Source organism: Huijunlia imazamoxiresistens (assembly GCF_037132455.1).
Lineage (GTDB): Bacteria > Bacteroidota > Bacteroidia > Chitinophagales > Chitinophagaceae > Flavisolibacter > Flavisolibacter imazamoxiresistens.
This window is the reverse complement of the sequence record NZ_JBBBEI010000018.1, coordinates 14,694-40,519: the sequence shown is the minus strand read 5'-3', so window position 1 is coordinate 40,519 and position 25,826 is coordinate 14,694. Positions and strand designations below refer to the sequence as shown.

Below are 25,826 nucleotides of genomic sequence, written 5' to 3'. Positions count from 1 at the left end.
TAATAAATTTTCAAAGTTGGAAAGTCCGAAATCTACTGATGTTTTTGCGCGAACGAAAATACGATACCGCCCATTAAGTTGAAGCCATAAACCGGGTATTGGTTCCAGCGCTGGTATTCCTTGTTCAGCAGGTTGTTGAACTGGGCCCATACCTTCAGGTTTTTATACACTTTGAACTCCGCTCCTGCGCCGAGGTCCAGGGCGCCCTTCTGCCGGTTGCCATCTCCCTGGCGGTCGCGGTACCAGGGGCCATCGAAAGCAAACAGGTCGGCGGTCAGGTACAGGTCCTTCATGGCCTGCACGCGGGCCTTGGTGGTGAACTCGGTGCGCAGCAGGCCCCAGGCCTTGCTGTTGTCTTTGAGGTTGGTAAACTTGTTCACGGCCAGGTTGGAGATCAGCGAAAAGCGCTCACCTACGGTAATGCCCATTTCCCCGCCCAGGTGGATCACCTTCATCTGCGACTCGTACACCACGTTGAACGATTTGCCGGTCAGCGAGTCGTTGAGGAACAGGGGTTGGTCGTTCAGCTTGTTGAAGGCCGCCTTGGCGCTGAAGTTCAGGTGGTCGCCCACCGAGCCTTTCAGGCCGATATAGCGCTCCTCGACGCGGGTATTCTTAATGGTGGCGGGCGCATAGATCCAGGGGTTCTGGCCGGCAGTGTACTGGAAGCCACTGTTGCGCAGCCAGCCGGTCCAGCCCAGTTGCACGGTAAACTGCTTGTTGGGAATGCTGAATTCGGCCAGCACGTTGGGAAATACCGTGAAGGCGCCGTTGTTCCACGACGGCTTGATGCCCGCCTGGATAAAGGCATTGGGCGTTTTAAACAGCACGGAGGGCGACAGTACGACAAAGTTGTTGTTGATGGCACTGCTGTCCTTCGGCTTGAAACGCGTCAGGTTCACCTCCGCGGCGGCATCCACCTCGAAGATCCGGCCTACCGTCTTGCGCACAGGCAGGTAGATGTAAGTGTTGCTTTCCGAGTTCTTCAGCCGGTCGTTGAACACGTCCACCTTAACCTCCGGCGCGTAGGAAATGTCGTAGGCGGTGCGGTTGATGTTGTGAAAGCTCACCCGCCCTTTCCAGGTGGTGAATTTCACTTTCAGCGAGTCCTCGGAAAATTTGAGCGAATCGGGCTGGAAGCCGTATTTGTAATAGGTTTCGTGGTCGGTGCCCAGGCTGCCGTTCCACTCGATATTGCCGGTCTGCAAAAAGCCCTTGGCTTCCACGTTGGTGTTGGAAAAATCCTGGTAGGCCCGTTTGCCCTGCGAGGAAATATGCTTGGCATACAGGTTCATGCCGGTGGTCTTGCCGTCGCCCACCGACAGGCCGGCCTGCAGGAAGGGCGTTTTCAGGCTGCCGTAGCCTGCCTTGATATAGCTTTCGTTGTCCCAGCGCCCGCCGGTATCCACCTTCAGGGCCAGCGGCTTTAGCGAACCGGGCTGCAGCCGGAACTGCAGGTTCTGGTTGGGCACCTGGTATTGCAGCCGCGGACGGGTGGTGTCGGCCGTGGGAGGTGTGGGATTGAGGTTGATCTTGGCAGCTTCTTTCAAAACGGGTTTGAAGGTGGAAGTCACCTTCACTTCCCGTTTCTTAATGGTGGCGGTATCCTGAGCCGACGCAGCCAGGCTCACCAATACAAATCCTGCCAGAAGAGAGGGGTTCCGAAACGATATATGCTTTAAAGAGTTCACGAGTTTACGAGTTTACGTGTTTACGAGTTTGAGTTCCTGAGTTCCTATGTTCCTATGTTCCTGAGTTCCTGAGTTGTGATTACCGGGTTGGGTTGATCGCATAGGGTTAATCGTTAGCATCGTTGCCAAATGCCCAATTAACCAATTAACCAATTCCCCCTTAATTCGTCACTTTGCTCTTTTTGCCTTCTTCTTCCACGACGGCATTGAGCTTGGACTGGGCTTCGGCCTTCAGTTCAGCGTTGAGCGTGTTGTCCACGATGCTCTGGAAGGTGGCCTTGGCATTGAAATAATCCTTTTGTTTGAAATAGATATCGCCCAGCAGGATATAGGATTTCGTTACCCACCAGTCGTAGGAACCCGATTTGTTGATCACTTCGAACGCCGCTTTTTCGGCATCGGCCAGCTTGTTGGTCAGCAGCCAGGTGTTGGCGATCTCGTAGCGGGCCTCGGCGGCCAGGGCGGCCTTGTTCACCGCCACTACCGACTTGAAGTTGGACAGGGCCACGTCGTACTGCCCGTTGATCTGGGCCGACTTGCCGATGGCCATGTTGGCGAGGGCCTTGTCGTCGGAGCTGCTGCCTTTTTCCTTCAGCAGTTCTTTGGCATTGTCTACGGCGGCGGCCCATTTCTGCTGCTGGTACTGGCTGCGCAGCAGGCCGCGCATGGCTTCGAGGCGGTTTTCCTGCGAAGCGGTCAGCTGTTTCAGCTGCGCAAAGTATTTTTCGGCCTCGGGGTAGTTCTTCAGCTCGAAGAAGTTGATGCGGGCGGCCTGCAATACGGCGCGCTCGGCAAAGGTGTTGGGCGCCCGTTCGGCCACGGCGGCGTAGTTCACCAGGGCGTTCTTGAAGTCCTTGCGGGTGCCGTAGATTTCGCCGCGGAAATAATAGGCATTGGTGGCGTAGCTGCCGGTGGGGAAGCGTTGCAGGTAGTCGTTCAGCGAATTCAGGGCGTTGGCATTGCCGTTTTCGTACTGCAGCTGCGCGGCGGTGAAGGTCAGCGAATCCTCGGCGCTGACCGACAGCGGCTTGCCGGCCTGGCGCGCCACGTCGGCAAATTCGCCCGTGCGGCCGGCCTCCACGTAAATCGTCCGGAGGTTGTCCAGGGCGTCGTCGGCCTCGGGAGCGTTGGGGTATTCGCCCAGCAGGCTCTTGTATTGGGCAATGGCGCCGTCGCGGTCATTGAGGTTGTAATAAGCGATACCCAGCTTCAGGTAAGCCTGCGGTTTCAGGCTGGTGTTGCCGCCCGCCTTCGTGATGTTCATCAGGTAAGGGATGGCATCGCGGAAGCGCTCGTCGGCCAGGTAGGTATTGGCGATCTCCATGTTGGCGTCGTTCACCAGGGTGCTCTGGGGAAACTTGCGGATCAGGTTGTTCAGCAGGGTGATCTTCTCGGTGGAATTGCTGATGCCGGCGATCATGCCTTTTTGAAAGGTGGCATAATCTTCCGAGGTCCACGACATCCGGATCACGTTGTCGTACATGCTGCGTGCCTGGGCGTAGTTGCGGTTCATGTAATAGACGTCGGCCAGCCGCACGTAGGCGTCCTGGGTAAGGTGGTCGGAGCTGAGGGAGACGTTTTTCACCAGCGGCTCGAAAAAGGTTTGGGCCACGGTGTAATTTTCCTTGCGGTAGTAGGCGTAGCCCAGGTTGTATTTGACCGTATTGGCATTCGCCTCGCCGCTCGCCGGCGCACCGGCGTTCAGGTAGGCATAATAATGCTGCATGGCATCATCGAGGCGGTTGTTGCGATAAGCGATCTCGCCTTTCCAGAAATGGATCAGCGGCAGCACGGAGGTGTTGTTCGGATCCCTGAGGGCTTTGTCGAGCAGGGCCTCGGCCTGGGGAATCTGGCCGTCGTTGATCAACTCGGTGGCGCGTCCGTAGAGGATGCGGGGATACAGCCGGCGGGTGTTGGCGGAAGGATTTTTGAGGTTTTCCAGCAGCGCCAGCGCCTCGCGGTAGTTGTTGGTATTGGCCAGGGCGCCTACCAGCAGGTCGGTGGCCTCCTCGCGGTAGACCGAAGAGGGATAGTCGTCGAGGAAGGACCGCAGGTTTTTGAGGGCCTCGTCCTGGTAGCCCAGCTCGTACGACAGCTTGGCGTAGTTGAAGCGCGAGATCTCGCGCTGCTGCGCGTTGCTGTTGTTGGCCGAGGAAAACATAAAGGCGTTGCGGGCATTGGACTTCTGGTTGGTCTTGAGGTAGGAGTCGCCCAGCAGGTACATGGCGTGCTGGCTCAGCGAATCCTCCTTGCCGCTCAACTGCTTGAAGCCTTCAATGGCCTTGGTGTACTGGTTGGCCTGGTAATACGAGTAGGAAAGTTCGTACAGGTCCTCGCGGCGCACTTTTGCCGAGCGGGTCACAAAGTCCTCGAGCAGGGGCTGCGCCTTGGAAAACTGCTTTTTCTCGAAATAGGCGTGTCCCAGCAGCTGTTTCAGCTCCAGGTCGTAATACTGGGTCTTTCCCTGCTTGATTTTGTTTTCGGCATAGGCCACGGCCTCGTCCTTTTTTCCCTGCACATAATAGATCTGTGCAATGTAATACGGAACGATGCTTTCGTAGGCCGGTGCGTTTTCCACTACTTTAAAGCTTTCCAGGGCATCGCGGTAGTTGCGGTCGCGGAAGGCGATAAAGCCGTAATAATAATTGGCGTCGATATAGTTGGGATCGTCGGGAATCTGGCGGATGGAGCCGAGCAGGGGTTTGGCGTCCGAAAATTTCTGCAGCGTAAAATAAGAATACCCCTGGTGGAATTTCATGTCGGCAATCTCGCGGTTACTGAGGTTGGCGATATTGGCCTTTTCGTACAGTTCCACCGCATCGCCGAATTGCTTCTGGCGAAAAAAATATTCGGCCAGGTGGTAGTTCATCATCTGCACTCGGGCGATATTTTTGGTTACCTCGATATAATCTTTTGCCTCCCGTATGCCCCGGCTTTCATTTTGCTTCAGCTCGCTGACAACGGTATAATAAACGATCTCCTGCGCCCGCACGGACCGGTTGATGCGGTCGGTTTCGCGCAGCGAAGCCTGCAGCTCCTTTAAAAGCGGGTAGGCAAGACTGTATTGTTCCTTTTGAAAATACTCTTTGGCAAGATTGAATTTTTCATCCGGGTCTTTCATATTGTAGTTCTGCTGCGCAAACGTGACAGCGCTCAAAATGCAAAAAGAACCCAGTAAACTGTATTTCTTCATATTCGTTTCCTTTAGCCGGTGAGGTATTAAACGGTGTAAATATTCATATTATTTCAGGGTTGACCAAAAGCAAGGCGGTCCCGGCCCAAAATCTTCCAGGGCGGGAAATTCCATTTTAAAGTTTGATCTTCAAAAGACCGACGGGGCGGGGAAGGTGAAAAATTGCCTAAAATTGCGGCCTGGAAAAAAAAGCTACGATCTATGAAAAGAATTTTCAGCACCCGGTATTCGGAAAATGCGGTTTCGTTTGCAGCCCTGGTGCTGCGGTTGGTGGCCGGTTCGCTGCTGCTGGTGATGCACGGTTTGGACAAGTTGATGCATTTTATTCAGAAATCGGAAGCCTTTCCCGATCCCTTCGGCATCGGCTCCAGCTCCTCGCTGGCGCTGGTGGTTTTTGCCGAATTCTTCTGCTCGGCCCTCGTAATCCTGGGCCTGCTGACGCGGCTGGCCGCCATTCCCATTGTCATCAACATGGGCGTGGCCCTGTTTGTCGCCCACCATGGCGACCTTTTCGGAAAAGGCGAATCGGCCGGCCTTTTCTTTGCCGCCTTCGTCGCCCTCCTCTTCATCGGGCCGGGCAAGGTCAGCATCGACCGGATGATCGCAAAATAAGTTTACAAGTTTACGGGTTTACAAGTTTACGAGTTGTTTCGGGCCGGGAAGAACTCGTAAACTTGTAAACTCGTAAACTTGTAAACTCTAAAAAGCGGACTACATGACGTATGCTTCTATCCTCACGATCGGCGATGAACTGCTGATCGGACAGACCATCGATACCAACAGCGCCTTTATTGCCACCATACTGAACAATGCCGGCATCTGGGTACGGCGCCGTATCGCCGTGGGCGATGACAAAGAGGAGATCCTCAGCGCATTGGAACAGCAAAGCCGGGACTGCTCGCTGATCATCATCACCGGCGGGCTGGGCCCCACCGCCGACGACATCACCAAGCCGGCCCTGTGCGAATACTTCGGATCGGAGCTGGTACTGAACGAAGATGTGCTGGAACATGTAACGGGCATCTTTACCCGCCTGAACCGGCCGATGACCGAACGCAACCGCAAGCAGGCGGAAGTGCCGCACAACAGCACGGTTCTGCCTAACCGTAACGGTACCGCCCCCGGCATGTGGTTCGAAAAAGAAGGCGTGGTCTATATTTCCCTGCCCGGCGTGCCCCTGGAAATGCAGGGCCTGATGGAGGAGGAAGTGATCCCCCGCCTGATCGCCCATTTTGCCCTGAAAGCCATTCTCCACAAAACCCTGCTCACCGCCGGCATCGGCGAATCCTTCATTGCCGACCAGCTGGTGGAATTCGAGGCCGCCCTCCCCGCCCACATCAAGCTGGCCTACCTGCCCAACTACGGCATGGTAAAGCTGCGGCTGACCGGTCACTCCGACAACGAGGAAACCCTGACGAAGCAAATGGAAAAACAATTCGGCAGCCTCAAAGAGCTGGTACAGCAGTGGCTGGTGACCGACCAGGACATTACCCTGCAGGAAGTGGTGTCGCAGATGCTGAAGGGCAAAAAGAAATTCATTGCCACGGCGGAAAGTTGTACCGGGGGCTACCTGGCCCACCTGTTCACCTCCCTGCCGGGCGCATCGGTCAGCTATAAAGGCGGCGTGGTCAGCTATGCCAACGACGCCAAGGAAAATATCCTGGGCGTGGAGCATGCCACCCTGGTGAAACACGGGGCCGTCAGCGAGGAAACCATCAAGGAAATGGTGCAGGGCGTGCTGGAACGGCTGAACGCCGACTATGCCATCGCCACCTCGGGCATCATGGGGCCGGAAGGCGGCACCCTTCAAAAACCGGTCGGCACCGTGTGGATTGCCGTGGCCAGCCGCCAAAACCTGGAAACGGCCAAGCTGTTCTTCCGCTACGATCGCCGCCGCAATATCGAGCTCACCGCCAATGCCGCCCTGAACATGCTGCGCAAGCTGATGGTGCAGGAAGGCAACGGACTATAGGCAATAGGCAAAGGGGAATCGAAACCCATTGCTTACATTTGACCCGCTCAGGAAATGAGAAAATCGTAAATTGTACATCTTAAAACGTAAATCGTAATTATATTATATGGCAATTGTTGACCTGGTAATGCCTAAGATGGGCGAAAGCATCGCAGAAGCCACCATTTTAAAATGGCATAAAAAACCCGGCGATAAAGTAAAGACCGATGAAACCGTGCTGGAAGTGGCGACGGATAAGGTGGACAGCGAGGTTCCCTCTACGGAAGATGGCATATTGGAAGAGGTAATGTTCCAGGAAAACGATGTCGTACCGGTAGGCGCCGTGATCGCCCGCATCAAGACCGGCAACGCCTCCGTCACCGCCGAGGCACCGGCTACCCCGGCGCCCACCCGCGAAACCCATCCGCAGCAGGCCCAGGCGGAAACCGCCCCGGCTATCCCCTACCTGCCCCAGCCGACCACCGTCCCGGCCACCGCTTCCGCCGCCCGCTTTTATTCGCCCCTGGTGCTGAACATCGCGGCCAGCGAAGGCATCAGCATGTACGAGCTGGAAAACATCCCCGGTACCGGCAATGAAGGCAGGGTCACCAAAAAAGACATTTTGCAGTACGTTGCCTATAAAAAAACCGGCAGGCCCGCCCTGCGGGAAGCAGAGCCGAAGGAACAGCCCGCCCGCCCCCGCGAGCAGGAACCCGCCCCCCGGGAAGAGCCGCCTGTAACCGTCCAGCAACCGCTGGTGATCCCCATCGACAAGATCGAGCAGGTACCGGTGCAGGCCCCCGTCACCTACGGCAACAACGTGGAAGTGATTGAAATGGACCGCATGCGCAAGCTCATTTCCGAGCATATGGTACGCAGCAAACAGGTGAGCCCGCACGTAACCTCCTTTTCCGAGGCCGACGTGACCAACCTGGTCCGCTGGCGCGACCGCGTGAAAAAGGATTTTGAAAAAAGGGAAGGCACCAAGATCACCTTTACCCCCCTGTTCATTGAAGCCATCCTGCGCTGCATCAAGAAGTTCCCGCTCATCAACAGTTCGGTAGACGGCGAGCGCATCCTGGTGAAAAAGGACATCAACATCGGCATGGCCACCGCCCTGGCCAACGGCAACCTGATCGTTCCCGTCATTAAAAACGCCGACCAGCTGAACCTGGTAGGCCTTACCCGGCAGGTCAACACCCTGGCCGACAATGCCCGCAACGGGCGCCTGCGCCCCGAAGACACCCAGGGCGGCACCTTTACCTTTACCAATGTGGGCACCTTCGGCAGCCTGATGGGCACCCCCATCATCAACCAGCCCCAGGTAGCGATCCTGGCGGTGGGCTCCATTAAAAAGCGGCCCGTGGTAATCGAAACCCCGCAGGGCGACAGCATTGCCATCCGGCACATGATGTACCTGTCCATGAGCTACGACCACCGCATCATCGACGGCAGCCTGGGCGCCACCTTCCTGACCGCTGTAGCCAACGAGCTGGAAAACTTCAACCCCAACCGTGAATATTAACCGTCTTCGACGGTTTGATCCTAAAACAGCCTTCCGTGAACTGGAAGGCTGTTTTCGTTTAAGAAAACGGGCATTCATTTACATCTTCCCGCAGCGGATAGTGGCATAGCCCTTGTCTATTATGTAGAAACCCGCTTTCCGACCATCGGCCAAACGGCCCCCTACCACACGAAAAAGAAGGCGTACCCGGAAACCTCACCTATTATATAATTTTTTATAAAATACATTTTTTCAATGTAGAGATTTCGATTTCAGGGCTGCATTTATTAAATTAGAAAGCATAAATACCATTTGTCATGAAACAGTTATCCGAAACCTGGTTTGCCGAAGGGTATATCGACTTTGAGTTGAAGAAATATACCCTCCTGGCTTATTTACAGGAAATTACCCGCTATTTCAATGAAACGAAATTATATCCCCAACTGGCCGACCTCATCTTCCACTACAACAACATTACCTCGTTCCGCGAAAACAAAAAGTACCTGCAGGAACATTTTCCCAAAAAGCTGACCGGCCTGCAATTGGAACGGCTCCAGCTCATTTATGAAATGATGATCGCGGACGACGAGCTGATGCAGGAGCTGGAGGACATCATCAACTATTCCGCCGAACGGATGAAAACCACCATCAGCAGCGGCACGGAGATCTATGAGTTCGTGGAAGACAAGCTGATCATTTCGCCCGTGGGTCTCATCCCGCTGGACATCCAGGAGGGCTACTTTTTCCTGAGCGCCGGCCAGACGCGGGAAACCCGCACCTATTACTACCGCCTGTCCATTTTCGAAAAGCACGACGAAAAGTACCGGGCCATGAAAACCGCCTACGTGGACCTGTGGCACCGCAGCATTGCCCGCACGTACGAAAACACGAAGTACGAGCTGATCCGCACCCAGGGGGGCCTGGCCAATCCCGCCGTGTACAGCATCGAAACCTCGTTGAACGTGCCCATCGAGGAAACCCTCCTCCCCATCGCCAAACGCCTCCTGGTAAAATTCATCAGCGAAGCGGCCTAAGGGTTTGGGGTGGGTGGCCTGTAGTGGTCGTGGAAGGTGAACGGTTTTATGAAGCCGAAGACATTTGGCTTTTCAGGTGAGCGGACGGGCGCAGGAGGCGCCACATGTGCACCGAAACCGCCAGAGTGATGAGGGCAAAACCCACGTAAAACCATTGACTGAGCAGCTTGTTCTCCTTGTAAAACACAAAGGCCAGCACGATGCCGTAGACCGGCTCCAGGGTCAGCGTCAGGTTGGTGGTAAAGGCCGACAGCTTTTTCAGCGACGCCACGAACAGGAAAAACGTAAAGATGGTACACACCCAGCTCAGCACCACCAGCCAGCCCCAGTCGGCCGCCGTGGGCACCAGGTGGCCCCCAGGGAACCAATAATAAAACAGCGGCAGCAGCAGCGTCAGGCCGGCAAATCCGCCGGACAACTGGTACAGGGCCAGCTGCTGCGGCTCGTAGCGGTCCACGATCTTTTTATTCAACACCGAGGTCAGCACGGTCAGCAGCGCTGCCAGCAGCCCGATGGCGATGCCGATGGAAAATTGCAGGTGGGTGTTGTAGATGATCACGATGCCCGCAATGGCAAACAGCCCCAGGAACACCTCCGTCAGGTCAAACGGCTTTTTCAGGATCAGCGGCTCCAGCAAGGATGAAAGCAGGGCCGAAGTGGACAGGCAGGTCAGGGCAATCGTAACATTGGCGTACTTGATGCTGCCGTAAAAACACACCCAGTGCAGGGCAAGGATCAGCCCGATGCCGCAAACCGTCGCCATCGACCGCCAGGGCAGCCGGCCCACCTTTTTGAAAAAGAACGACAGCACCAGCAGCGTCGCCACCGTGATCAATAACCGGTACCATACCAGCCAAACCGAATCCAGGGTAATGGCCCTTCCCAGAACTCCCGTAAATCCCCATAAAAAAACCGTGGCATGCAGCCGCAACAGCGCTTTCTTCATGCCGCAAATTTAATTTCTGTATATTTCTGAAGAGATATAGTTCCTGAGTTTCTAAGTTCCTGAGTTGGCATAACTCGGAAAGGACGAACCCTTAACTTAGGAACTCAGGAACTTAGGAACTCAGGAACTTAGGAACTCAGGAACTTAGGAACTCAGGAACTTAGAAACTCAGGAACTTTTCGCCTAAACTCAAAACCAGCATGGCCCCCGCAATCAGCATTCAGCATCTTTTTAAAAATTATGGCAAGAACCCGGTGTTGAAGGACATCAACCTCGACGTGTTCCCGGGGGAAGTGATTGGCTATATCGGGCCGAATGGCGCCGGAAAAAGCACGACGGTAAAAATCCTTTGCGGACTGATCACCGATTACGAAGGCGAGGTGCGGATCCAGGGGCTGGACCCGAAAGAGCAGACCGTGGAAGTGAAAAAGCGGATCGGCTATGTACCCGAGCTGGCCGAGCTGTACGACGTGCTCACGCCCATGGAGTTTTTACAGTTTACCGGCACCCTGCACGAGCTGGAGGAGACGGTATGCACCGAACGGATCATCACCATGATGACGGCCTTTGGCCTGTACCCGCACTTGCACCAGCGGATGGATACCTTCAGCAAGGGCATGCGGCAGAAAGTACTGCTCGCCTCGGGCCTGCTGCACAACCCCGACATCATCATCCTGGACGAACCGCTCAGCGGCCTGGACGCCAACAGCGTGATCCTGGTAAAAGAGCTGATTTCCCAGCTGGCAGCGGAAGGCAAGACCATCTTTTACTGCAGCCATATGATGGACGTAGTGGAAAAGGTCAGCGACCGCATCGTGGTCATTGACGGGGGCCGCAAGATCGCCGACGGCACCTTTGACGAGCTGAAGCAGCGGCAGGGTAACAACAGCCTCGAACAGATCTTTGCCCAGCTGACCTCCGGTGAGGCGCCCGCCCTGGCCGCTTCCGATTTCCTGAAAGCCTTTAAAAAGAACCATGAACCTGCTGAATAAAGCCCTGCTGCGCCTGGTGCTGCTGCCGCAGGGATTCTACCGCCGCTGGGACGTAAACCCCACCCAGCTGAAAGCCATCCTGGAAGTAAAGCTGACCATGGACGACCGGCGGCCCAACACCTTTCACCAGACGCGGCAACATAAAAAGGAAGGACCCATAAAAGCCTCTACGCTGGGTACGGTGCTGCTGAGCGCCCTCTTCGGCCTGACCCTCCTGAGTGCCTTTTTGATGGGCGACAACATCGTTCTCCAGCTGGCCTTTTATTATTCCTTCTTTATTTTAATGCTGGGGATGACCCTTATTTCCGATTTCACCTCGGTGCTCATCGATGTGCGGGACAACTTCATCATACTTCCCCGGCCGGTGAACGACCGCACTTTTGTGCTGGCCAAGATCCTGCACATCCTGATCCATATTGGCCGGATCGCCATCCCCATGGGCCTGCCGGCATTTGGGTTCCTGCTGTACCTGCGGGGCGGGGCGGCAGGGCTGCTGTTTGCGCTGATGACGGCATTGGCCACCCTGTTCACCATTTTCCTGGTCAACGCCTTTTACCTGCTGATCCTGAAAGTCACCCGGCCCCAGAAGTTCCAGTCGATCATCAGCTATATCCAGATCTTCTTCGCGGTGGGTTTTTACGGCGGCTCCCAACTGTTGCCCCGCGGCCTGGACCTCCTCGACGTAAAGAATGCGCACCTCGCGGCCAGCCCCCTGTGGCTGCTGGCGCCCCCCTACTGGTTTTCCGCCGGCTGGAATGTCCTGCATTCCCTTGCGGGCACGCCGCTGGAGTGGGCCGGCTCCTTTTTGAGCATCGGCGCTCCCGCCACCGGCCTGCTGGTCGTGGTCCGCTACCTGGCGCCCGCCTTCAACAGCAAGCTGGCCCTGCTGGGTACCGGCACTGCCACCGAAGGGGCAAAGGAGCCCCAGGCAAAAGCCACCACCGGGGGATGGATGGCCTTTTTCGGAAAACTGCTGACCCGGTCGGGAGCCGAAAAAATGGGCTTCCTGTTTACCCTGCGGATGATCGCCCGCAGCCGCGACTTCCGGATGAAAGTATACCCGTCCATCGGTTATTTTGTCGTGGTTCTTGTCGGCATGTTCTACAATTTGCGGCAAATGAGCCGGGGAAAAGAGAATCCCGACCTGACTTCCATATTTATCCTGGGCATTTACGTCAGCAACTTCGTCGTGCTGACCGCCATCCACCAGGTAAAATATTCGGAAAAATACAAGGCTGCCTGGCTGTTTTTCGTGGCCCCCATTACCCGGCCCGGGGAGGTGATCCGGGGGAGCATGAAGGCCTGCCTGCTCTTGTTTTACCTGCCCGCGGCGCTGCTGCTTTGCGGGGCCGGGCTGGCACTGGGCGGCCCGCAACTCCTGCCGGATGCATTCCTGGGGGTAATGAACCAGCTGCTGATCATTTCGGTCCTCATGTACCTGCAGCACCGGCAACTGCCGTTTTCGCTGCCCGATAACGCCAACTCCAAAGGAGACACGATATTGCAGAGCTTCCTGCTGCTGTTTATTTCCGGTATCGCCGGGGGGCTGCATTATTTGCTGCACGGTTTCCCGGCCGTGGTGCTGGTACTGGGCCTTTTGTCCCTGGGTGCCACCTGGCTGATGCGGGACACCATCCGCCAAACCACCTGGAAGGAATTGCGCCGGGGAGAATAGGCAATGTGCAATGGGCAATGGGCAAATAAGAAAATATGCAAAAAAGAAAGACCTGACTGGTTTTCAAAACCTGTCAGGTCTGTTCCTTAGAAATTTTCTTTAACTATTGCGTAGTTGCTTTTAGCTTATTGCCTATTGCTTATTTCCTACTGCTGGCTGGTAAGACCTTCCCGCGACAGGCCATTGGTCTTTACCCGGCGGCGGTAGTTGGTAAACAGGCTGAACCAGCGGAGCTTCAGCACGCCCAGGATGCCTTCCTTGACGATGCCTTTGCTCATCTTCGATTCGCCGAACTTGCGGTCCTCGAACTGGATGGGCACTTCTTTAATCTTGAAACCCAGCTTCCAGGCGGCGAACTTCATCTCGATCTGGAAGGCATAGCCCACGAAATGGATCTCGTCGAGGTTGATGGTTTCCAGTACCTTTTTGCGGTAGCACATAAAGCCGGCGGTAGGGTCGGCGATCGGCATCCAGGTAATGAGCCGGGTATACAGGGAGCCCCCTTTGGAAAGGGCGATCCGGTCGGAAGGCCAGTTTTTTACGCCCCCGCCCTTGACATAGCGCGAGCCGACGGCCACGTCGGCGCCGCCGTTCTTGCAGGCGTCGTACAGCCGCGGCAGGTCGGCAGGGTTGTGCGAAAAGTCGGCGTCCATCTCGAAAATGAACTGGTAGCCCCGGGCGACTGCCCATTTGAAGCCATAGATGTAAGCCGTTCCCAGTCCCAGTTTTCCCTTGCGCTCCTCGAGGAAGACGGTATGGTTGAACCGGGGCTGCAGGCGCCGTACGATATCGGCCGTGCCGTCGGGTGAGCTGTCATCGATAATGAGTACGTGAAAGTCCTGCCCAAGGTTGAACACCGCCGTCAGGATGGCTTCGACATTGTCTTTTTCGTTGTATGTGGGTATTATAACAAGCTTTTCCACCTCGTATTCCTTGGCTTAAGATTTTTTGAGCATCATGCGGGTGTACATTTCCCTGAGCTTTTGCTTGGTGTTCATGGGAAATTCGCCCTTCATCATCCAATCATAATATTGGGGTTCGGCCTTCAGCACTTCGGCTACGGGCCGGCCTTTGTGTTTTCCGAAATTGAAGATCTCCACCCGCTTGTCGTTGTAAATAAAGCGGCGGGCAAAATCGATCAGGTCGTCCTCTCCTACCGATTTCAGGATGGAATCCACGGTGGTTCCCAGTTGGGGGTAACGTTCCAGTTGGGCGTTCAGGATCTCGGCGGTGGCGGCGGCATCCGCTTCGGCGCTGTGGGCGTTGTCCAGGGTTTTGCCGCAGTAGAACTTGTAGGCGGCAGACAGGGTGCGCTGTTCCATCTGGTGAAAGATCTTCTGTACGTCCACCAGTTTACGGCCTTTCATTTCAAATTCCACCTCGGCGCGCATGAATTCTTCCATCAGCAGGGGGATATCGAGGCGGAAGGCATTGTAGCAGGCCAGGTCGCAGCCGTCGAGGAACTGCTTGATCTCGTGGGCGGCCTGCTTGAAAACAGGAGCGCTCGTTACCATTTCATCCGTAATACCATGGATCTCGCTAACCGCTTGGGGGATAGGCATCCCGGGGTTCAGCAGCTTCCGCTTTACGGTGCGGTTGCCATCAGGCAAATACTTAACGATCGCAATTTCCACAATCCGGTCTGTACAAACATTGGTACCCGTTGCTTCAATATCGATAAAGGCGATAGGTTTCGTTAACTGTAACATTACATCAGTTCTTAAAATCACGAAAGGAGATGATTACCGCGGCAATATTAGCCAATATTAGCCAGCATTTTGCAAAATATTCCGGGCGGCGGCCTCCTGGCGGCCGATTTGGTCTGGCATCCTTTTCGCTTTATATTGAGGGTCACCCGGTTCCTCCCCTCCCACCTGCCGAGATAATAGGATTTTTCATTATTTTTGCGGCCGATCCGCCTTTATAAACGAATAACCATAAATCTAAACGCATGAGAACAACATTTGCTGCAATCGTTCTGTTGATTGCCACCGTCAGCACCCTTACTTCCTGCTATGCTTCACGGAGTAAATACGGCTGTCCTACGAATACGCAGTACGGCAAGTTCAAAGGTTAAAAAACAGGTAAAATATGAAATGGATTCATCTGACAGAGGATGAGCAATTGAAGGAGATCGTCGCCCGGTCCGGGCAGAAACCTCAGGTGATTTTTAAGCACAGCACCCGCTGCTCGATCAGTTCGGTGGCCTTGCGCCGCTTCCAGGTGGACACCCCGCCGGAAGATATCGACTTTTACTACCTGGACCTGTTCGCCCACCGGAACATTTCCAATAAAGTCGCCGATGTGTTCAAGGTGAGGCACCAGTCGCCCCAGGTACTGCTGATCAAGGACGGCAAGTGCATCTATGACGAAAGCCACCTCGGCATCTCCCTGGAAGAGATTCTGGAAAAAGTAGAATCCAACTAACGCCGGCTGGCTATTTTTTTCCGGCTATAAAAAAAAGCTCCCTGTTTTTCCGAACAGGGAGCTTTTTTTTATAGCCATGGGTCAAAAGTCAATGGACATCGGTCTACTATTCACCTTCCAGGGCCTGGAGGATGTCGGCGATGATGTCATCGGCCGCCTCAAGGCCTACCGATATGCGGATCAGGCCCGGCGTGATGTTCACGGCGGCCCGTTCGGCTTCGGTGAGCTTGGCATGCGTGGTGCTGGCCGGGTGGGAGGCAATGCTGCGGGCATCGCCCAGGTTGGCGGTCAGCGACAGCAGCTCCAGCTTGTTCAGGAACCGGCGCCCGGCTTCCAGGCCGCCTTTCAGCTCAAAGCATACGAGGCCGCCCCCGTTCTTCATTTGCTTTTTGGCGATCGCGTGCTGCGGGTGCGACGGCAGGAAGGGGTATTTTACCCAGGAGAGCTGCGCATGGCCTTCCAGGGCGGTCGCCAGCTTCAGGGCGTTCTCGGCATGGCGCTCCATGCGCACATGCAGGGTGTCGGTAGCCTTGCTCAGCACCCAGGCGTTAAAGGGCGACAGGGCCGGCCCCGTGCTGCGGCAGAACAGGTAGATATCGTGAATGAGGTCCTTGCGGCCTACCACCACACCGCCCAGTACGCGACCCTGGCCGTCGATCCACTTGGTGGCGGAATGCACTACCAGGTCGGCACCGAAATCGATGGGCCGCTGGCCGATGGGAGTGGCAAAGCAGTTGTCGACGTTGACGATGATGTTCCGGCTTTTGGCCAGCTGCACCACCCGCTCCAGGTCCACCAGGTCCAGGGCCGGGTTGGTGGGGGTTTCCAGGTAGATCATCTTCGTGTTGGGCCGGATGGCGGCCTCCCATTCTTCGGGCTTATCGGCATCCACGTAGGAGTATTCGATACCGAACTTGGGCAGGAACTTGGTGATGACGGTATGGGTGCTTCCGAAAATATTCTTGCAGGACAGCAGGTGGTCGCCCTTTTTGAGCAGGGCCATGAACGAAGCGAAGATGGCGCTCATGCCCGAGGCGGTGGCAAAACCGTCCTCCGCCCCTTCCAGGATGCAGATCTTATCGATAAATTCCTGCACGGTGGGGTTGCTGAAGCGGGTATAAATATTGGCGTCGGTTTCATCGGCGAAGGCGGCCCGCATGTCCTCGGCGTTGTCGAAGCAAAAGCTGCTGGTCAGGTACATCGGGGCGGAATGCTCCATCTGCTGGGTGCGTTCGGCCTGGGTGCGGAGGGCACGGGTGATCGGATTCTGTTCGTGCATGATCGTCTTGTTTAGCTGATTAATCTGATTATTTGCTGGTGCAGGGAGGGAATTGGTTAATTGGGAATTCGGAGGAGTTCTTCAACTAATAGCCCAATTAACCAATTAACCAATTAACTAATTAACCCCTTCCTCCACTTTCTTCACTTCCACTTCCCAAGTGAGGTTGCCGCCGGCCCGGCGCAGGGTTTCGGCTACGGAGCAATATTTATCCATGGAAAGGGCGCAGGCGCGTTTGGCCTTGTCCGGGTCGATGTCGCCGGTCAGCTCAAATACGATATGGACGGTTTCCCAGATGGAGGGTTCCTTGCCTTTTTCGCGGTCGCCGGAGATCTTCATGCGGAAGCCTTCCACGTTTTGGCGCTGTTTCTTCAGGATCGAAACGATATCGATGCCGCTGCAGCCGCCGAGGCCCATCAGCAATACCTGCATCGGGCGGACGCCGAAGTTGTTGCCGCCGTTTTCCGGGCTGCTGTCCATTCGAATTACGTGCCCCTGGGCATCCATTGCTTCAAAGCCGTGATCGCCGTTTTTCCGGTCCAGAACTATTTCTACCATGAAATTTTTTTGCAAAAGTAACTTCCTAAGCTTTTACTTTACATTTTGAAATTGCGGAATGGAGTATTTTCACCACAAACAACCGTTTGTCTTAGAAAGCGGACAAGAATTATCGGAAATCACAATTGCGTACCACACATTCGGCCGTTTGAATGCTGCCAAGGACAATGTTGTTTGGATCTGTCATGCCCTGACGGCCAATTCCGACGCGGCCGACTGGTGGCCCGGCATGATCGGGGAAGGTCTTCCCCTGGACACCCGGAAGTATTTCGTGGTCTGCGCCAACATCCTGGGCTCCTGCTACGGCACTACCGGCCCGCTCAGCACCAATCCTGCCAGCGGCCAGCCCTATTACGATAGTTTTCCCTTTTTTACCATGCGCGATATGATATCGGCGCACATCCTGCTGCGCCGGCACCTGGGCATCGACCAGATCTACCTGCTGATCGGCGGCAGCATCGGCGGCTACCAGGCCATGGAATGGGCGCTGATGGAAAAAGACCGGGTGAAGAACCTCTTTTTGCTGGCCACCTCGGCAGCGGAAAGCGCCTGGGGCATTGCCGTGCATTCGGCCCAGCGCCTGGCCATCGAAGCCGACGCCAGCTGGCGCGAACACCGTCCCGATGCCGGCGCCAAAGGACTGAAGGCGGCCCGCGCCATCGGCATGCTCACCTATCGCAATTACGACCTCCTGGTGCAAAAACAAAGCGACCCGGACATCAACAAGATCGACCACTTCAAAGCTTCCTCCTATATCAACTACCAGGGCGAAAAGCTGGTAAAACGCTTCCACGCCTACACCTACTGGGCGCTGACCAAGGCCATGGACAGCCACAACATCGCCCGCGGCCGTACCGCTTCCATCGAAGAGGCGTTAAAAGAAATCCCCCAGAAAACACTGGTCATTGGCGTCAGCAGCGACATTCTCTGCCCGGTGCACGAGCAGGAATTCATGGCGGCCCACATCCCGCAGGCTTCCTATATCGAGATCCATTCGGCCTACGGCCACGACGGCTTCCTGGTGGAGACCGACCGAATTTCCGGCCACCTGCTGGAATGGCTCGAAAAAGAGGCGGTGGGCGCAGGCCACTGACGAAAACGAAAAAGCCGGACAGCAATGCCCGGCTTTTTTTTAAAATCATTTATGCCTTAATGGCCGCCTCCGGCTACGCCGCCCACCACCTGCAGCAGCGCCTTCCAGAGCGTCATGCCGCTGGTGAGGATCACCAGGGCGCCGATGGCGATGAACATGGGCTTCACCGGCAGCTTGCCCGCCAGGCGGGCCGAAAAAGGACCGGCAATCAGGCCCCCGAGGATCAGCCCCGCAATATCGGCCAGGGGAATGCTCCGGAGCAGGATAAAAAAGGTGATGGAGCTGGTCAGCACCACGAAGAACTCGGCCAGGCAAACCGACCCCACCACGTAGCGGGCCGTCTTGCGTTTGGAGATCAGGGTGCTGGTCACCAGCGTGCCCCAGCCGCCGCCGGCAAAGGCATCGAGGAAGCCGCCGGCGGTAGCCAGCCAGCCGGCCCGCTTTACCTTGGCCTGGCTTTTCTTCCGGGCAAAGGCCTTGCGCACGATATAATACCCTAAATACAAGGTATACAGCGAAACCGGGATCCGCACATAGGAGGAATACCCCTTGGCCAGGAACGCCATGGTCGCCCCCAGGATGGCGCCGACCATACCCGGCACCACCAGGGTGCGGAACAGCTTTTTGTTGACGTTGCCAAAGCGGTGGTGGGCGTAGCCCGAAGCGCCGCTGGAAAACACCCGGGCCGAATGCACCCGGCTGCTGACAATGGCGGGGTTGACCCCGTAGGCCAGCAGGAAGGTGGTAGAAATAGTCCCGTAGCCCATGCCCAGCGAACCGTCGACCATCTGGGCGATAAAGCCCGTGGCCAGCATGATCAGGAACGCTCTCGTATCCATGTGCTCGGGCAGGTCCTTTACCCCTTCCACGATGGTGGCTAGGGGAAAATAATTGAGCAGGGTACTTCCCAGGATCAGGAAGAGAAAAGCGAACAGGCACCACCGCACCACCGGCTGCCAATCCTTTTCCTTCCTTCCGTCCAGCAGCTCGCCGTCCTGCAGCACCACCAGTTCAGATATTTCCTTTTCCTCCGTTTCCGCTACTTCCTCCCCGGACTGCTTCTTCCTTGTTTCCATGTACGGATAAATAGTTCAATTATAAATTATAGTTATTAGAGCGCTTTCAGGATGATCCGCAGGCTCCAGATAATGACCATGGCGCCTACGCCGATGAACATCGCCTTCAGCGGCAGCTTGCCCGACAACCGGGCCGCCAGCGGCGCTGCCGTCAGGCCGCCCAAAATTAAGCCAACAATTACTTGCCAGTGGCTGATCCCGATCAGGGAAAAGAAGGTCAGGGCACTGGAAAAGGTCACAAAGAACTCGGTAATGCTTACCGAACCGATCACGTACCGGGGCGTACGGCCCTTGGAGATCAGGGTGCTGGTCACCAGCGGGCCCCAGCCGCCACCGCCGAAGGAATCCAGGAAACCGCCGGCGCCTGCCAGCCAGCCCACGTGCTTGACCTTCTGGGCCCTCTTCTTCTTTTTGAAGGCGGTGTAAATGATCCGCACGCCCAGGATCAGGGTATAGCAGGCCAGCACGGGCCTAATGTAGGGAGCGTACTGGTCGCCGAACTTCGACAGCAGGAACGCTCCCAGCACGGCGCCGATGATGCCCGGCACCAGCAGCACCTTGAATAATTTTTTATTGACGTTGCCGAATTTATAGTGGCTGTAGCCGGAAGCGCCGCTGGAGAACATTTCCGCGGTATGAATGCTGGCGCTGATGGCCGAAGGCGACACCCCCAGTGTGTTCAGCACCGTGGTGCAGGTAACGCCGTAGCCCATACCCAGGGCGCCGTCGACCAGCTGGGCCAGGAAGCCGGCAGCGATCATCCAGTAAAACTGGTTGTCGAGCTGCGAAGGCAGCGCCTTGGTGGCTTCCCAAAGTTCTGCCAGGGGCATGTATGACAATATAATATGGCCCAGGATCATGAACAGGAACGCAAAGAGCGAATAGGTGGCCACTTTCTTCCACCACTTCTCTCCTTCCGTGCCGATGCCGGGCTTTTGGACCGCCAGCACTTCGGTAATCTTATTGAGCTTATCGACCTTTTCGGAAAAATCCCCGTGGAGCCGGTTGCGAATCGCCTGCATGTTGTTCAGCAGGTGGTCCATTTCCGCCGGGATGGCTTCTTCAAAAGTTTCCCGCAGCCGCTTGGCGATGGTGGGCGATTTGCCGTTGGTGGAGATGGCGATTTTGAGGTTGCCTTTTTTCACCACGGAGCTCAGGTAAAAGTCGCAAAGCTCGGGCTTGTCGGCAGCATTGATCAGTTTATTGCGGCTTTTGGCCTCATCGCGGATCGCTTCGCTGGCCACTTTATCGTTCAGGGCGGTGATCACCAGGTCCGCCTCGTCGAGGTCGGCAGGTTCAAAGGCCCGCTCCACCAGCTCGATGTTGGGGTGGACTTCGGCCAGTCCTTTGATCTCCTCGCTGATGGTGATGGCCACCAGTCGGATGCGGGTAGCCGGGGAATTCTGGAGAACGGCGTGCAGCTTTTCCAGGCCCACATTGCCCCCGCCGACGATCAGCAGGCGCATCTGCTCCAGCTTTAAAAAGATGGGGAACAGGTGGTTGGTGCCGTGGTTGGTCTTGTCCTTAGTTTCCTCGATGGCGGATGTTTCTGTTTTCACATGATTGATTTAAGGGAACAATGAATCGATAAAAGCCTCTCTATGATTTATCCCCGTCTGCCTTCCTCCAGTCGAGGTTGTGCAGGTACGACAGGCGTATGTAATGGGTGGTACGGTACCGGTTGCCCGACGACAGCTGCTGGAAGACGTTCATATAAAGCGCCTGCAGGCTGTTCTGCCCGTTGAACTGGTAGGCCATCCCGGCCGAAAACCGGTTCTGGTCGAAGGTATTGTACACGATCTCCTTGCCAAAGTTGACCATCACCTCGTCGGCGGCCACGGCCGAAAAGGTATGGGCCGAAAATCCTTTCCGGCTTAAGGGCAGGGAAACCTGCATGTTATAGCGGGCCCGGTAATTAAAGGAGTAGCCCTCGCCCAGCTTATAGTCATTTTCGATCTTGCGGCGGAAGCGTTCCTCCAGGCGTACCCGCTGGCTGAGCCGGAAATTGCGTCCGCTCTGCCCCCACTGCACCTGCTGCCAGGGCCGGTGTTCGGGCTGGGCCACGTATTTATGGTTGTCGCCGGGATAATAATGGAAATAGGCGTAGCCGGCGGTTACCGTCGCCCGGTCGCTGAGGTAATAGGTAGCGCCGGCGCGGAGGGCGCTGAGGGAGAACTCGTTCACAAAATTTTCCGCTGTCCGCAACTGCCCGTCCACTACGAAGCCCCATTTGTCGCTCAGGCGGGTCTGGTTGAAATAGGCCAGCCACAACTGCTCTGCCCGGCTTACCTGTTTTTGCGCGCTGGCCCCCTGGAAAATGGCCGCCAGCAGCCCGATAAGCAGGAAGAGTTTCTTGGACATGGAGTACTTAAGTTAATTTATAGTCCACAAAAATAGTAGAATGAGAAGCAAATCAGGTAATTGTTAAAAAAAAACTGCTCCTTTTATGATTTCATAAAGGAGCAGTGCTTTTAAGTTCCTGAGTTAGGAGTGTTGCAGTTGGAAGTTTATACCACTTTCGCTGGGATTGACCGTGGAATGGGAAGCCCTACGGGCTTCAACAAAAGTAGCCCCGGGTGAAACCCGGGGTCAGCATTAGTCCGGTCACGACAACCCCGGATGGGGTTGAGTGTGTCCTGTTCGATTTATAACGGGTTTCAATCTCGAAGGATTCTTCGGAAAGCCTTTCTGATCCCGGACTCTATTTTTGCTGTGGGTTCCACATTCAACCCCGTTGGGGTTGTCGTGACCGGACTACTGCTGACCCCGGGTTTCACCCGGGGCTACTTTTGTTGAAGCCCTGCGGGCTTCCTCTTCCATTCCGGTCAATCTATATTAAATTGAAACCAGGACGAGCCTTCGAATGGCAAGGCCCCAATTCCCAATTAACTTATACCTCCTTCCCTTATCCTTTTTAAGCCGAAACATATTTTCTATAAGTAAAATCGCCAAAGGTTTCCCCATCGCGGCGCTCGTTTTGGAAGTCGCCAAAGAGCGTATCCAGTTCGGACAGGATCTGGTCTTCGTTCAGGCTTTCCTTATAGATCTTGTTCAGGCGCAGGCCGAGGCGGTCGCCACCCAGGTGCAGGTTGTACTTGCCCATGGAGGTGCCCACAAAGCCGATCTCGGCGGTAAAGGCCCGGCCGCAGCCGTTGGGGCAGCCGGTCATGCGAACGATCAGCTCCTCGTTTTGGAGGTTATGTTTTTCGATGATGGGCTCGATCTTGGTGATCAGCTCCGGCAGGTAGCGCTGCGACTCGGCCAGGGCCAGCGGGCAGGTATTCAGGGCCACGCAGGCCATGGAATTGGCGCGGATGGCCGATGCCTTTTCGGTATGGCCGGTTACCCCGTAGCGCTCCAGGATCTCCTGGATCACGGGCTTGTCGGCTTCCGAGATGTCGGCCAGGATCACATTCTGATTGCAGGTAAAGCGGAAGTTCAGCTTGCCGGTTTCGGCCACTTCCAGCAGGGCCGACTTCAGGGCGATCTGCTCGTCGTCGAGCACCCTTCCGTTTTCGACGAATACCGTGTAGTGCCACAGGCCTTCGGCATCCTGCTCCCAGCCGTAATAATCCTTCCGCTCCACGAACTCGAAGGGACGGGGTTCGTCCAGGGCGAAGCCGCAGCGGCGTTCCAGCTCTTCGCGCCACCAGTTCAGGCCCAGGCGGTCGACGGTATATTTGAGGCGGGCCAGTTTGCGATCGCTGCGGTTACCGTAGTCGCGCTGGATGGTCAGCACCTCGTAAATGGCCTTCAGCGTTTTTTCCTTCGTATCGGTAAAGCCGATCACCGAGCCCAGGCGGGCGTAGTGGTCGGGGTTGCCGTGGGTGGTCGACAGGCCGCCGCCGATGGCGAGGTTAAAGCCCTTCAGCTGGTTGTCCTCGATGATGGCGATGAGGCCGATATCGTTGGTCAGCACGTCCACGTCGTTATTTGGCGGGATGGCGATGGCGATCTTGAACTTGCGGGGCATGAACCGGTTCTGGTAGAGCGGGTCCTCCTCCTGGGTTTTATCGGCCAGCTTTTCGCCGTCCAGCCAGATCTCGTTGTAGGCGTTGGTTTTCGGGAACAGCATGTCGTTGATGTCCTTGGCGTACTGGAACACCTCGGCATGAAGGGACGACTGCTTCGGGTTGGAAGCGCAGAGCACGTTGCGGTTGATGTCGCCGCAGGTGGCGAGGGTGGTAACGCCCGACTGGACAAACCCCTTCAGGGTGGGCTTGATCCGGGACTTCAGGATGCCGTGCAGCTGTACCGTCTGGCGGGTAGTGATCTTGATGACGCCGGTTGAGTTTTCGCCGGCGATATGGTGCATAGCCACCCACTGCTCGGGCTTCATAAAGCCGCCGGGCAGGCGCAGGCGCACCATAAAGGAGTACAGGCGTTCCAGCTTTTTGGCCGCCCGCTCGTCGCGGCGGTCGCGGTCGTCCTGTACGTACATGCCGTGGAAGCGGACCAGGGCGATGTCATCCTCGTTGAGGTTGCCGGTGAGCTCGTTTTCCAGGCTTTCCACCAGCGTACCCCGCAGGTTGTCGCTGGCCATTTTTATGCGTTCGGTTGATGATAAGTTCTCCATAAACGGGTTGATTTGTTTTTAAACCGTGCACTCGTTTGCTTAATAAACATCCTTCAGGTAGCGGCCTTCGTCCTTCATTTGCTCGACGTACTGAACCGCTTCTTCAATGGTTTTGTTGCCGTGCTGCTCGATGATCTGCATCAGGACGTCCTCCACGTCGAAGCTCATGGGATCCTTGGTGCCGCAAACGTATACGGAGGCGCCGCCTTCGATCCAGTTGTAGAGCTCCTGGCCGGCCTTCAGCATTTTGTGCTGCACGTATATTTTTTCCTTCTGGTCGCGGGAGAAGGCCACGTCCAGTTTGGTCAGCACGCCGGTCTGGATCCAGTTCTGCAGCTCGGTCTGGTACAGGAAGTCGGTCACGAAGTGCTGGTCGCCGAAGAACAGCCAGTTGCGGCCCGAAGCGCCGGTAGCGTCGCGGTGTGCCAGGAAGGAGCGGAAGGGGGCGACGCCGGTGCCGGGACCGATCATGATCACGTCCCGTTCGTCGGCGGGCAGGCGGAACTGGTTGTTTTTGTGGATGTAGAACTCGATGCCGCTGTCGCCGGAAAGCTGCGATAAGTAATCGGAGCACAGGCCGCACTTCCATTCGCCGTTGATCTTGAACTTATCGCGGGCTACAGTAATATGCACCTCGCCGCTGTGGGCCTCGGGCGAGGAGGAAATGCTGTACAGCCGGGGGGCGATGGGCTCCAGTACCTGGATCAGGTGCTCGAACAGGGAAGCATCGCCCAGGGGGTAGATCTTCAGCAGGTCCAGCAGGCTGATCTTGGTGGCCGGGATGTCCTGGCCGGTCAGGGCCGCGTACTTGGCCACTACCCTTTCGGGCAGGTAAAAGATGTTCAGCTTCTTTTTCAGCAGGTCAAAGGCGGTGACCTGCTCGTTGCGGAAAGGGAAGACGGCAGTGCGGTCCACCCCGATCAGGTCGAGGATGGGTTCCACCTCCCGCAAAGGGTTTTCCGGAATCACGCCCAGGGCGTCGCCGGGGGTATAGTCGATTTCGTCGGCCGCGATCTCGATGTGGTGGGTTTCCTTGTTGGAGCCCCGGTCGTTCAGGTTGACGTTGGCCAGCACGGTACCATTATATATACGCTTGCCGCCCGGTTTTTTCGCAGCAGCGGGGGCTGCCGGAGCAGCAGCGGCTGCTGCGGCGCTGGCGGTCAGCTGCTGCAGCACCTGTCCAAACCAGCCTTCCGCGTCGGATTCGTAGTCGGTATCGCACTTCACCAGGCTGGCGATGCGTTGACCGCCCAGCTTTTCCAGCTGTTGGTCCACGTCCTCGCCCGCTTTGCAATACAGGGGGTACGAGGTGTCGCCCAGTGCCAGCACGCTGTATTTCAGCTTGTCCAGCTTAAAGCCGTTGCCGTGGATGTGGTCGTAGAACTTCTTGGCGGCCGCCGGGGGCTCGCCCTCGCCCTGGGTGCTGATGACCGCCAGGAAGTATTCTTCCTTGGCCAGGTCGTTCAGGCGGTACTGGTCGAGGCTCACCACCTTGGCATTGATGCCGGCCTTTTTGGCCTTGGCCGCAAAATCCGACGCCAGCTTTTTGGAGTTGCCGCTTTCGGTACCGTAGGTGATGGTGATCTTGCTGACCGCGGGCTTGGCCGGGGGGGCAGCGGCCAGCGGTACGCCCGCCCCACCGGATAACATACCGGAGATATAGCCGCCCATCCAGGCCAGCTCTTCCTTGCTGGCACCGGCAATCAGCTCTTCCAGTATTTTCAGCTTCGTTGATGCTAACATGTTGTTTCTTTCTTGGGTGAGTGCCCGCGGCGAAGGGTCATTTGTCAATGGTCAATGGCCAATAGTCACTGGTACGAAAATCCCATTA

At 56.2% G+C, this 25,826-nt stretch carries 21 protein-coding genes; 9 read left to right on the top strand and 12 right to left on the bottom strand.

The window, feature by feature from the left end; genetic code table 11:
- Positions 1-32: 32 nt before the first annotated feature.
- Together V9K67_RS19320 and V9K67_RS19315 are read right to left on the bottom strand one after the other, a co-directional pair.
- Positions 33-1,691: a TonB-dependent receptor gene (locus V9K67_RS19320; RefSeq protein WP_336725303.1), complete on the bottom strand. Its 1,659-nt coding sequence runs from the start codon at positions 1,689-1,691 to the stop codon at positions 33-35.
- 160 nt (positions 1,692-1,851) lie between these two features.
- The gene (locus V9K67_RS19315) at positions 1,852-4,884 is read right to left on the bottom strand and encodes a tetratricopeptide repeat protein (protein WP_336725301.1); all 3,033 of its coding nucleotides are present in this window, start codon (positions 4,882-4,884) and stop codon (positions 1,852-1,854) included.
- A gap of 201 nt (positions 4,885-5,085) precedes the next feature.
- Between V9K67_RS19315 and V9K67_RS19310 the strand changes: the two genes are divergently transcribed.
- From V9K67_RS19310 to V9K67_RS19295, 4 genes are all read left to right on the top strand, one after another.
- Positions 5,086-5,496 carry a DoxX family protein gene (locus V9K67_RS19310; protein WP_336725299.1) on the top strand — a complete coding sequence of 137 codons (411 nt, stop codon included), beginning with the start codon at positions 5,086-5,088 and terminating at the stop codon, positions 5,494-5,496.
- 103 nt (positions 5,497-5,599) lie between these two features.
- Entirely contained in the window at positions 5,600-6,856 is a 1,257-nt protein-coding gene (locus tag V9K67_RS19305) for a competence/damage-inducible protein A (RefSeq protein ID WP_336725298.1), read from the top strand.
- A 106-nt stretch (positions 6,857-6,962) separates the two neighbouring features.
- A complete protein-coding gene (locus V9K67_RS19300; protein WP_336725296.1) occupies positions 6,963-8,360 on the top strand; it encodes a dihydrolipoamide acetyltransferase family protein in 1,398 nt (465 codons plus the stop codon).
- A 296-nt stretch (positions 8,361-8,656) separates the two neighbouring features.
- Complete coding sequence (locus V9K67_RS19295; protein WP_336725294.1) at positions 8,657-9,373, top strand: hypothetical protein; 717 nt, start codon at positions 8,657-8,659, stop codon at positions 9,371-9,373.
- Between the two features lie 46 nt (positions 9,374-9,419).
- On the opposite strand, the gene V9K67_RS19290 is transcribed toward V9K67_RS19295, so the two are convergent.
- Positions 9,420-10,319 (bottom strand): DMT family transporter, encoded by a 900-nt coding sequence (locus V9K67_RS19290; protein ID WP_336725293.1) that lies wholly within the window; start codon positions 10,317-10,319, stop codon positions 9,420-9,422.
- A 200-nt stretch (positions 10,320-10,519) separates the two neighbouring features.
- Here V9K67_RS19290 and V9K67_RS19285 point away from each other — a divergent pair, with 200 nt between their 5' ends.
- Both V9K67_RS19285 and V9K67_RS19280 read left to right on the top strand, forming a co-directional pair.
- Complete coding sequence (locus V9K67_RS19285; RefSeq protein ID WP_336725291.1) at positions 10,520-11,311, top strand: ABC transporter ATP-binding protein; 792 nt, start codon at positions 10,520-10,522, stop codon at positions 11,309-11,311.
- Positions 11,295-12,986, top strand: coding sequence for a hypothetical protein (locus tag V9K67_RS19280; protein ID WP_336725289.1), 1,692 nt, complete (start codon positions 11,295-11,297; stop codon positions 12,984-12,986). The genes V9K67_RS19285 and V9K67_RS19280 overlap by 17 nt, the downstream gene beginning before the upstream one ends.
- A 146-nt stretch (positions 12,987-13,132) precedes the next feature.
- Here V9K67_RS19280 and V9K67_RS19275 read toward each other — a convergent pair whose 3' ends face one another.
- A complete protein-coding gene (locus V9K67_RS19275) occupies positions 13,133-13,909 on the bottom strand; it encodes a polyprenol monophosphomannose synthase (RefSeq protein WP_336725287.1) in 777 nt (258 codons plus the stop codon).
- Between the two features lie 15 nt (positions 13,910-13,924).
- The gene (locus tag V9K67_RS19270) at positions 13,925-14,695 is read right to left on the bottom strand and encodes an exonuclease domain-containing protein (protein ID WP_336725285.1); all 771 of its coding nucleotides are present in this window, start codon (positions 14,693-14,695) and stop codon (positions 13,925-13,927) included.
- A 242-nt stretch (positions 14,696-14,937) separates the two neighbouring features.
- Here V9K67_RS19270 and V9K67_RS19265 point away from each other — a divergent pair, with 242 nt between their 5' ends.
- A complete protein-coding gene (locus tag V9K67_RS19265) occupies positions 14,938-15,063 on the top strand; it encodes a hypothetical protein (protein WP_336725284.1) in 126 nt (41 codons plus the stop codon).
- Between the two features lie 14 nt (positions 15,064-15,077).
- Positions 15,078-15,413: a bacillithiol system redox-active protein YtxJ gene (ytxJ, locus tag V9K67_RS19260; RefSeq protein WP_336725282.1), complete on the top strand. Its 336-nt coding sequence runs from the start codon at positions 15,078-15,080 to the stop codon at positions 15,411-15,413.
- Between the two features lie 106 nt (positions 15,414-15,519).
- Here ytxJ and V9K67_RS19255 read toward each other — a convergent pair whose 3' ends face one another.
- Both V9K67_RS19255 and V9K67_RS19250 read right to left on the bottom strand, forming a co-directional pair.
- Positions 15,520-16,692: a trans-sulfuration enzyme family protein gene (locus tag V9K67_RS19255; RefSeq protein WP_336725280.1), complete on the bottom strand. Its 1,173-nt coding sequence runs from the start codon at positions 16,690-16,692 to the stop codon at positions 15,520-15,522.
- 117 nt (positions 16,693-16,809) lie between these two features.
- Positions 16,810-17,250 (bottom strand): OsmC family protein, encoded by a 441-nt coding sequence (locus V9K67_RS19250; protein ID WP_336725278.1) that lies wholly within the window; start codon positions 17,248-17,250, stop codon positions 16,810-16,812.
- Between the two features lie 58 nt (positions 17,251-17,308).
- Here V9K67_RS19250 and metX point away from each other — a divergent pair, with 58 nt between their 5' ends.
- Entirely contained in the window at positions 17,309-18,343 is a 1,035-nt protein-coding gene (gene metX, locus V9K67_RS19245) for a homoserine O-acetyltransferase MetX (RefSeq protein ID WP_336725276.1), read from the top strand.
- A gap of 56 nt (positions 18,344-18,399) precedes the next feature.
- Here metX and V9K67_RS19240 read toward each other — a convergent pair whose 3' ends face one another.
- The 5 genes from V9K67_RS19240 to V9K67_RS19220 form a co-directional block, all read right to left on the bottom strand.
- The gene (locus V9K67_RS19240) at positions 18,400-19,419 is read right to left on the bottom strand and encodes a sulfite exporter TauE/SafE family protein (protein ID WP_336725274.1); all 1,020 of its coding nucleotides are present in this window, start codon (positions 19,417-19,419) and stop codon (positions 18,400-18,402) included.
- A gap of 35 nt (positions 19,420-19,454) precedes the next feature.
- On the bottom strand, positions 19,455-20,978 hold the full coding sequence (locus tag V9K67_RS19235; protein WP_336725272.1) for a TSUP family transporter: 1,524 nt from the start codon (positions 20,976-20,978) through the stop codon (positions 19,455-19,457).
- 40 nt (positions 20,979-21,018) lie between these two features.
- Entirely contained in the window at positions 21,019-21,780 is a 762-nt protein-coding gene (locus tag V9K67_RS19230) for a DUF2490 domain-containing protein (protein WP_336725270.1), read from the bottom strand.
- Positions 21,781-22,333: 553 nt separating this feature from the next.
- A complete protein-coding gene (locus tag V9K67_RS19225) occupies positions 22,334-23,995 on the bottom strand; it encodes an NADPH-dependent assimilatory sulfite reductase hemoprotein subunit (protein WP_336725268.1) in 1,662 nt (553 codons plus the stop codon).
- A 39-nt stretch (positions 23,996-24,034) separates the two neighbouring features.
- Positions 24,035-25,738 (bottom strand): diflavin oxidoreductase, encoded by a 1,704-nt coding sequence (locus tag V9K67_RS19220; protein ID WP_336725267.1) that lies wholly within the window; start codon positions 25,736-25,738, stop codon positions 24,035-24,037.
- Between the last annotated feature and the right edge of the window lie 88 nt (positions 25,739-25,826).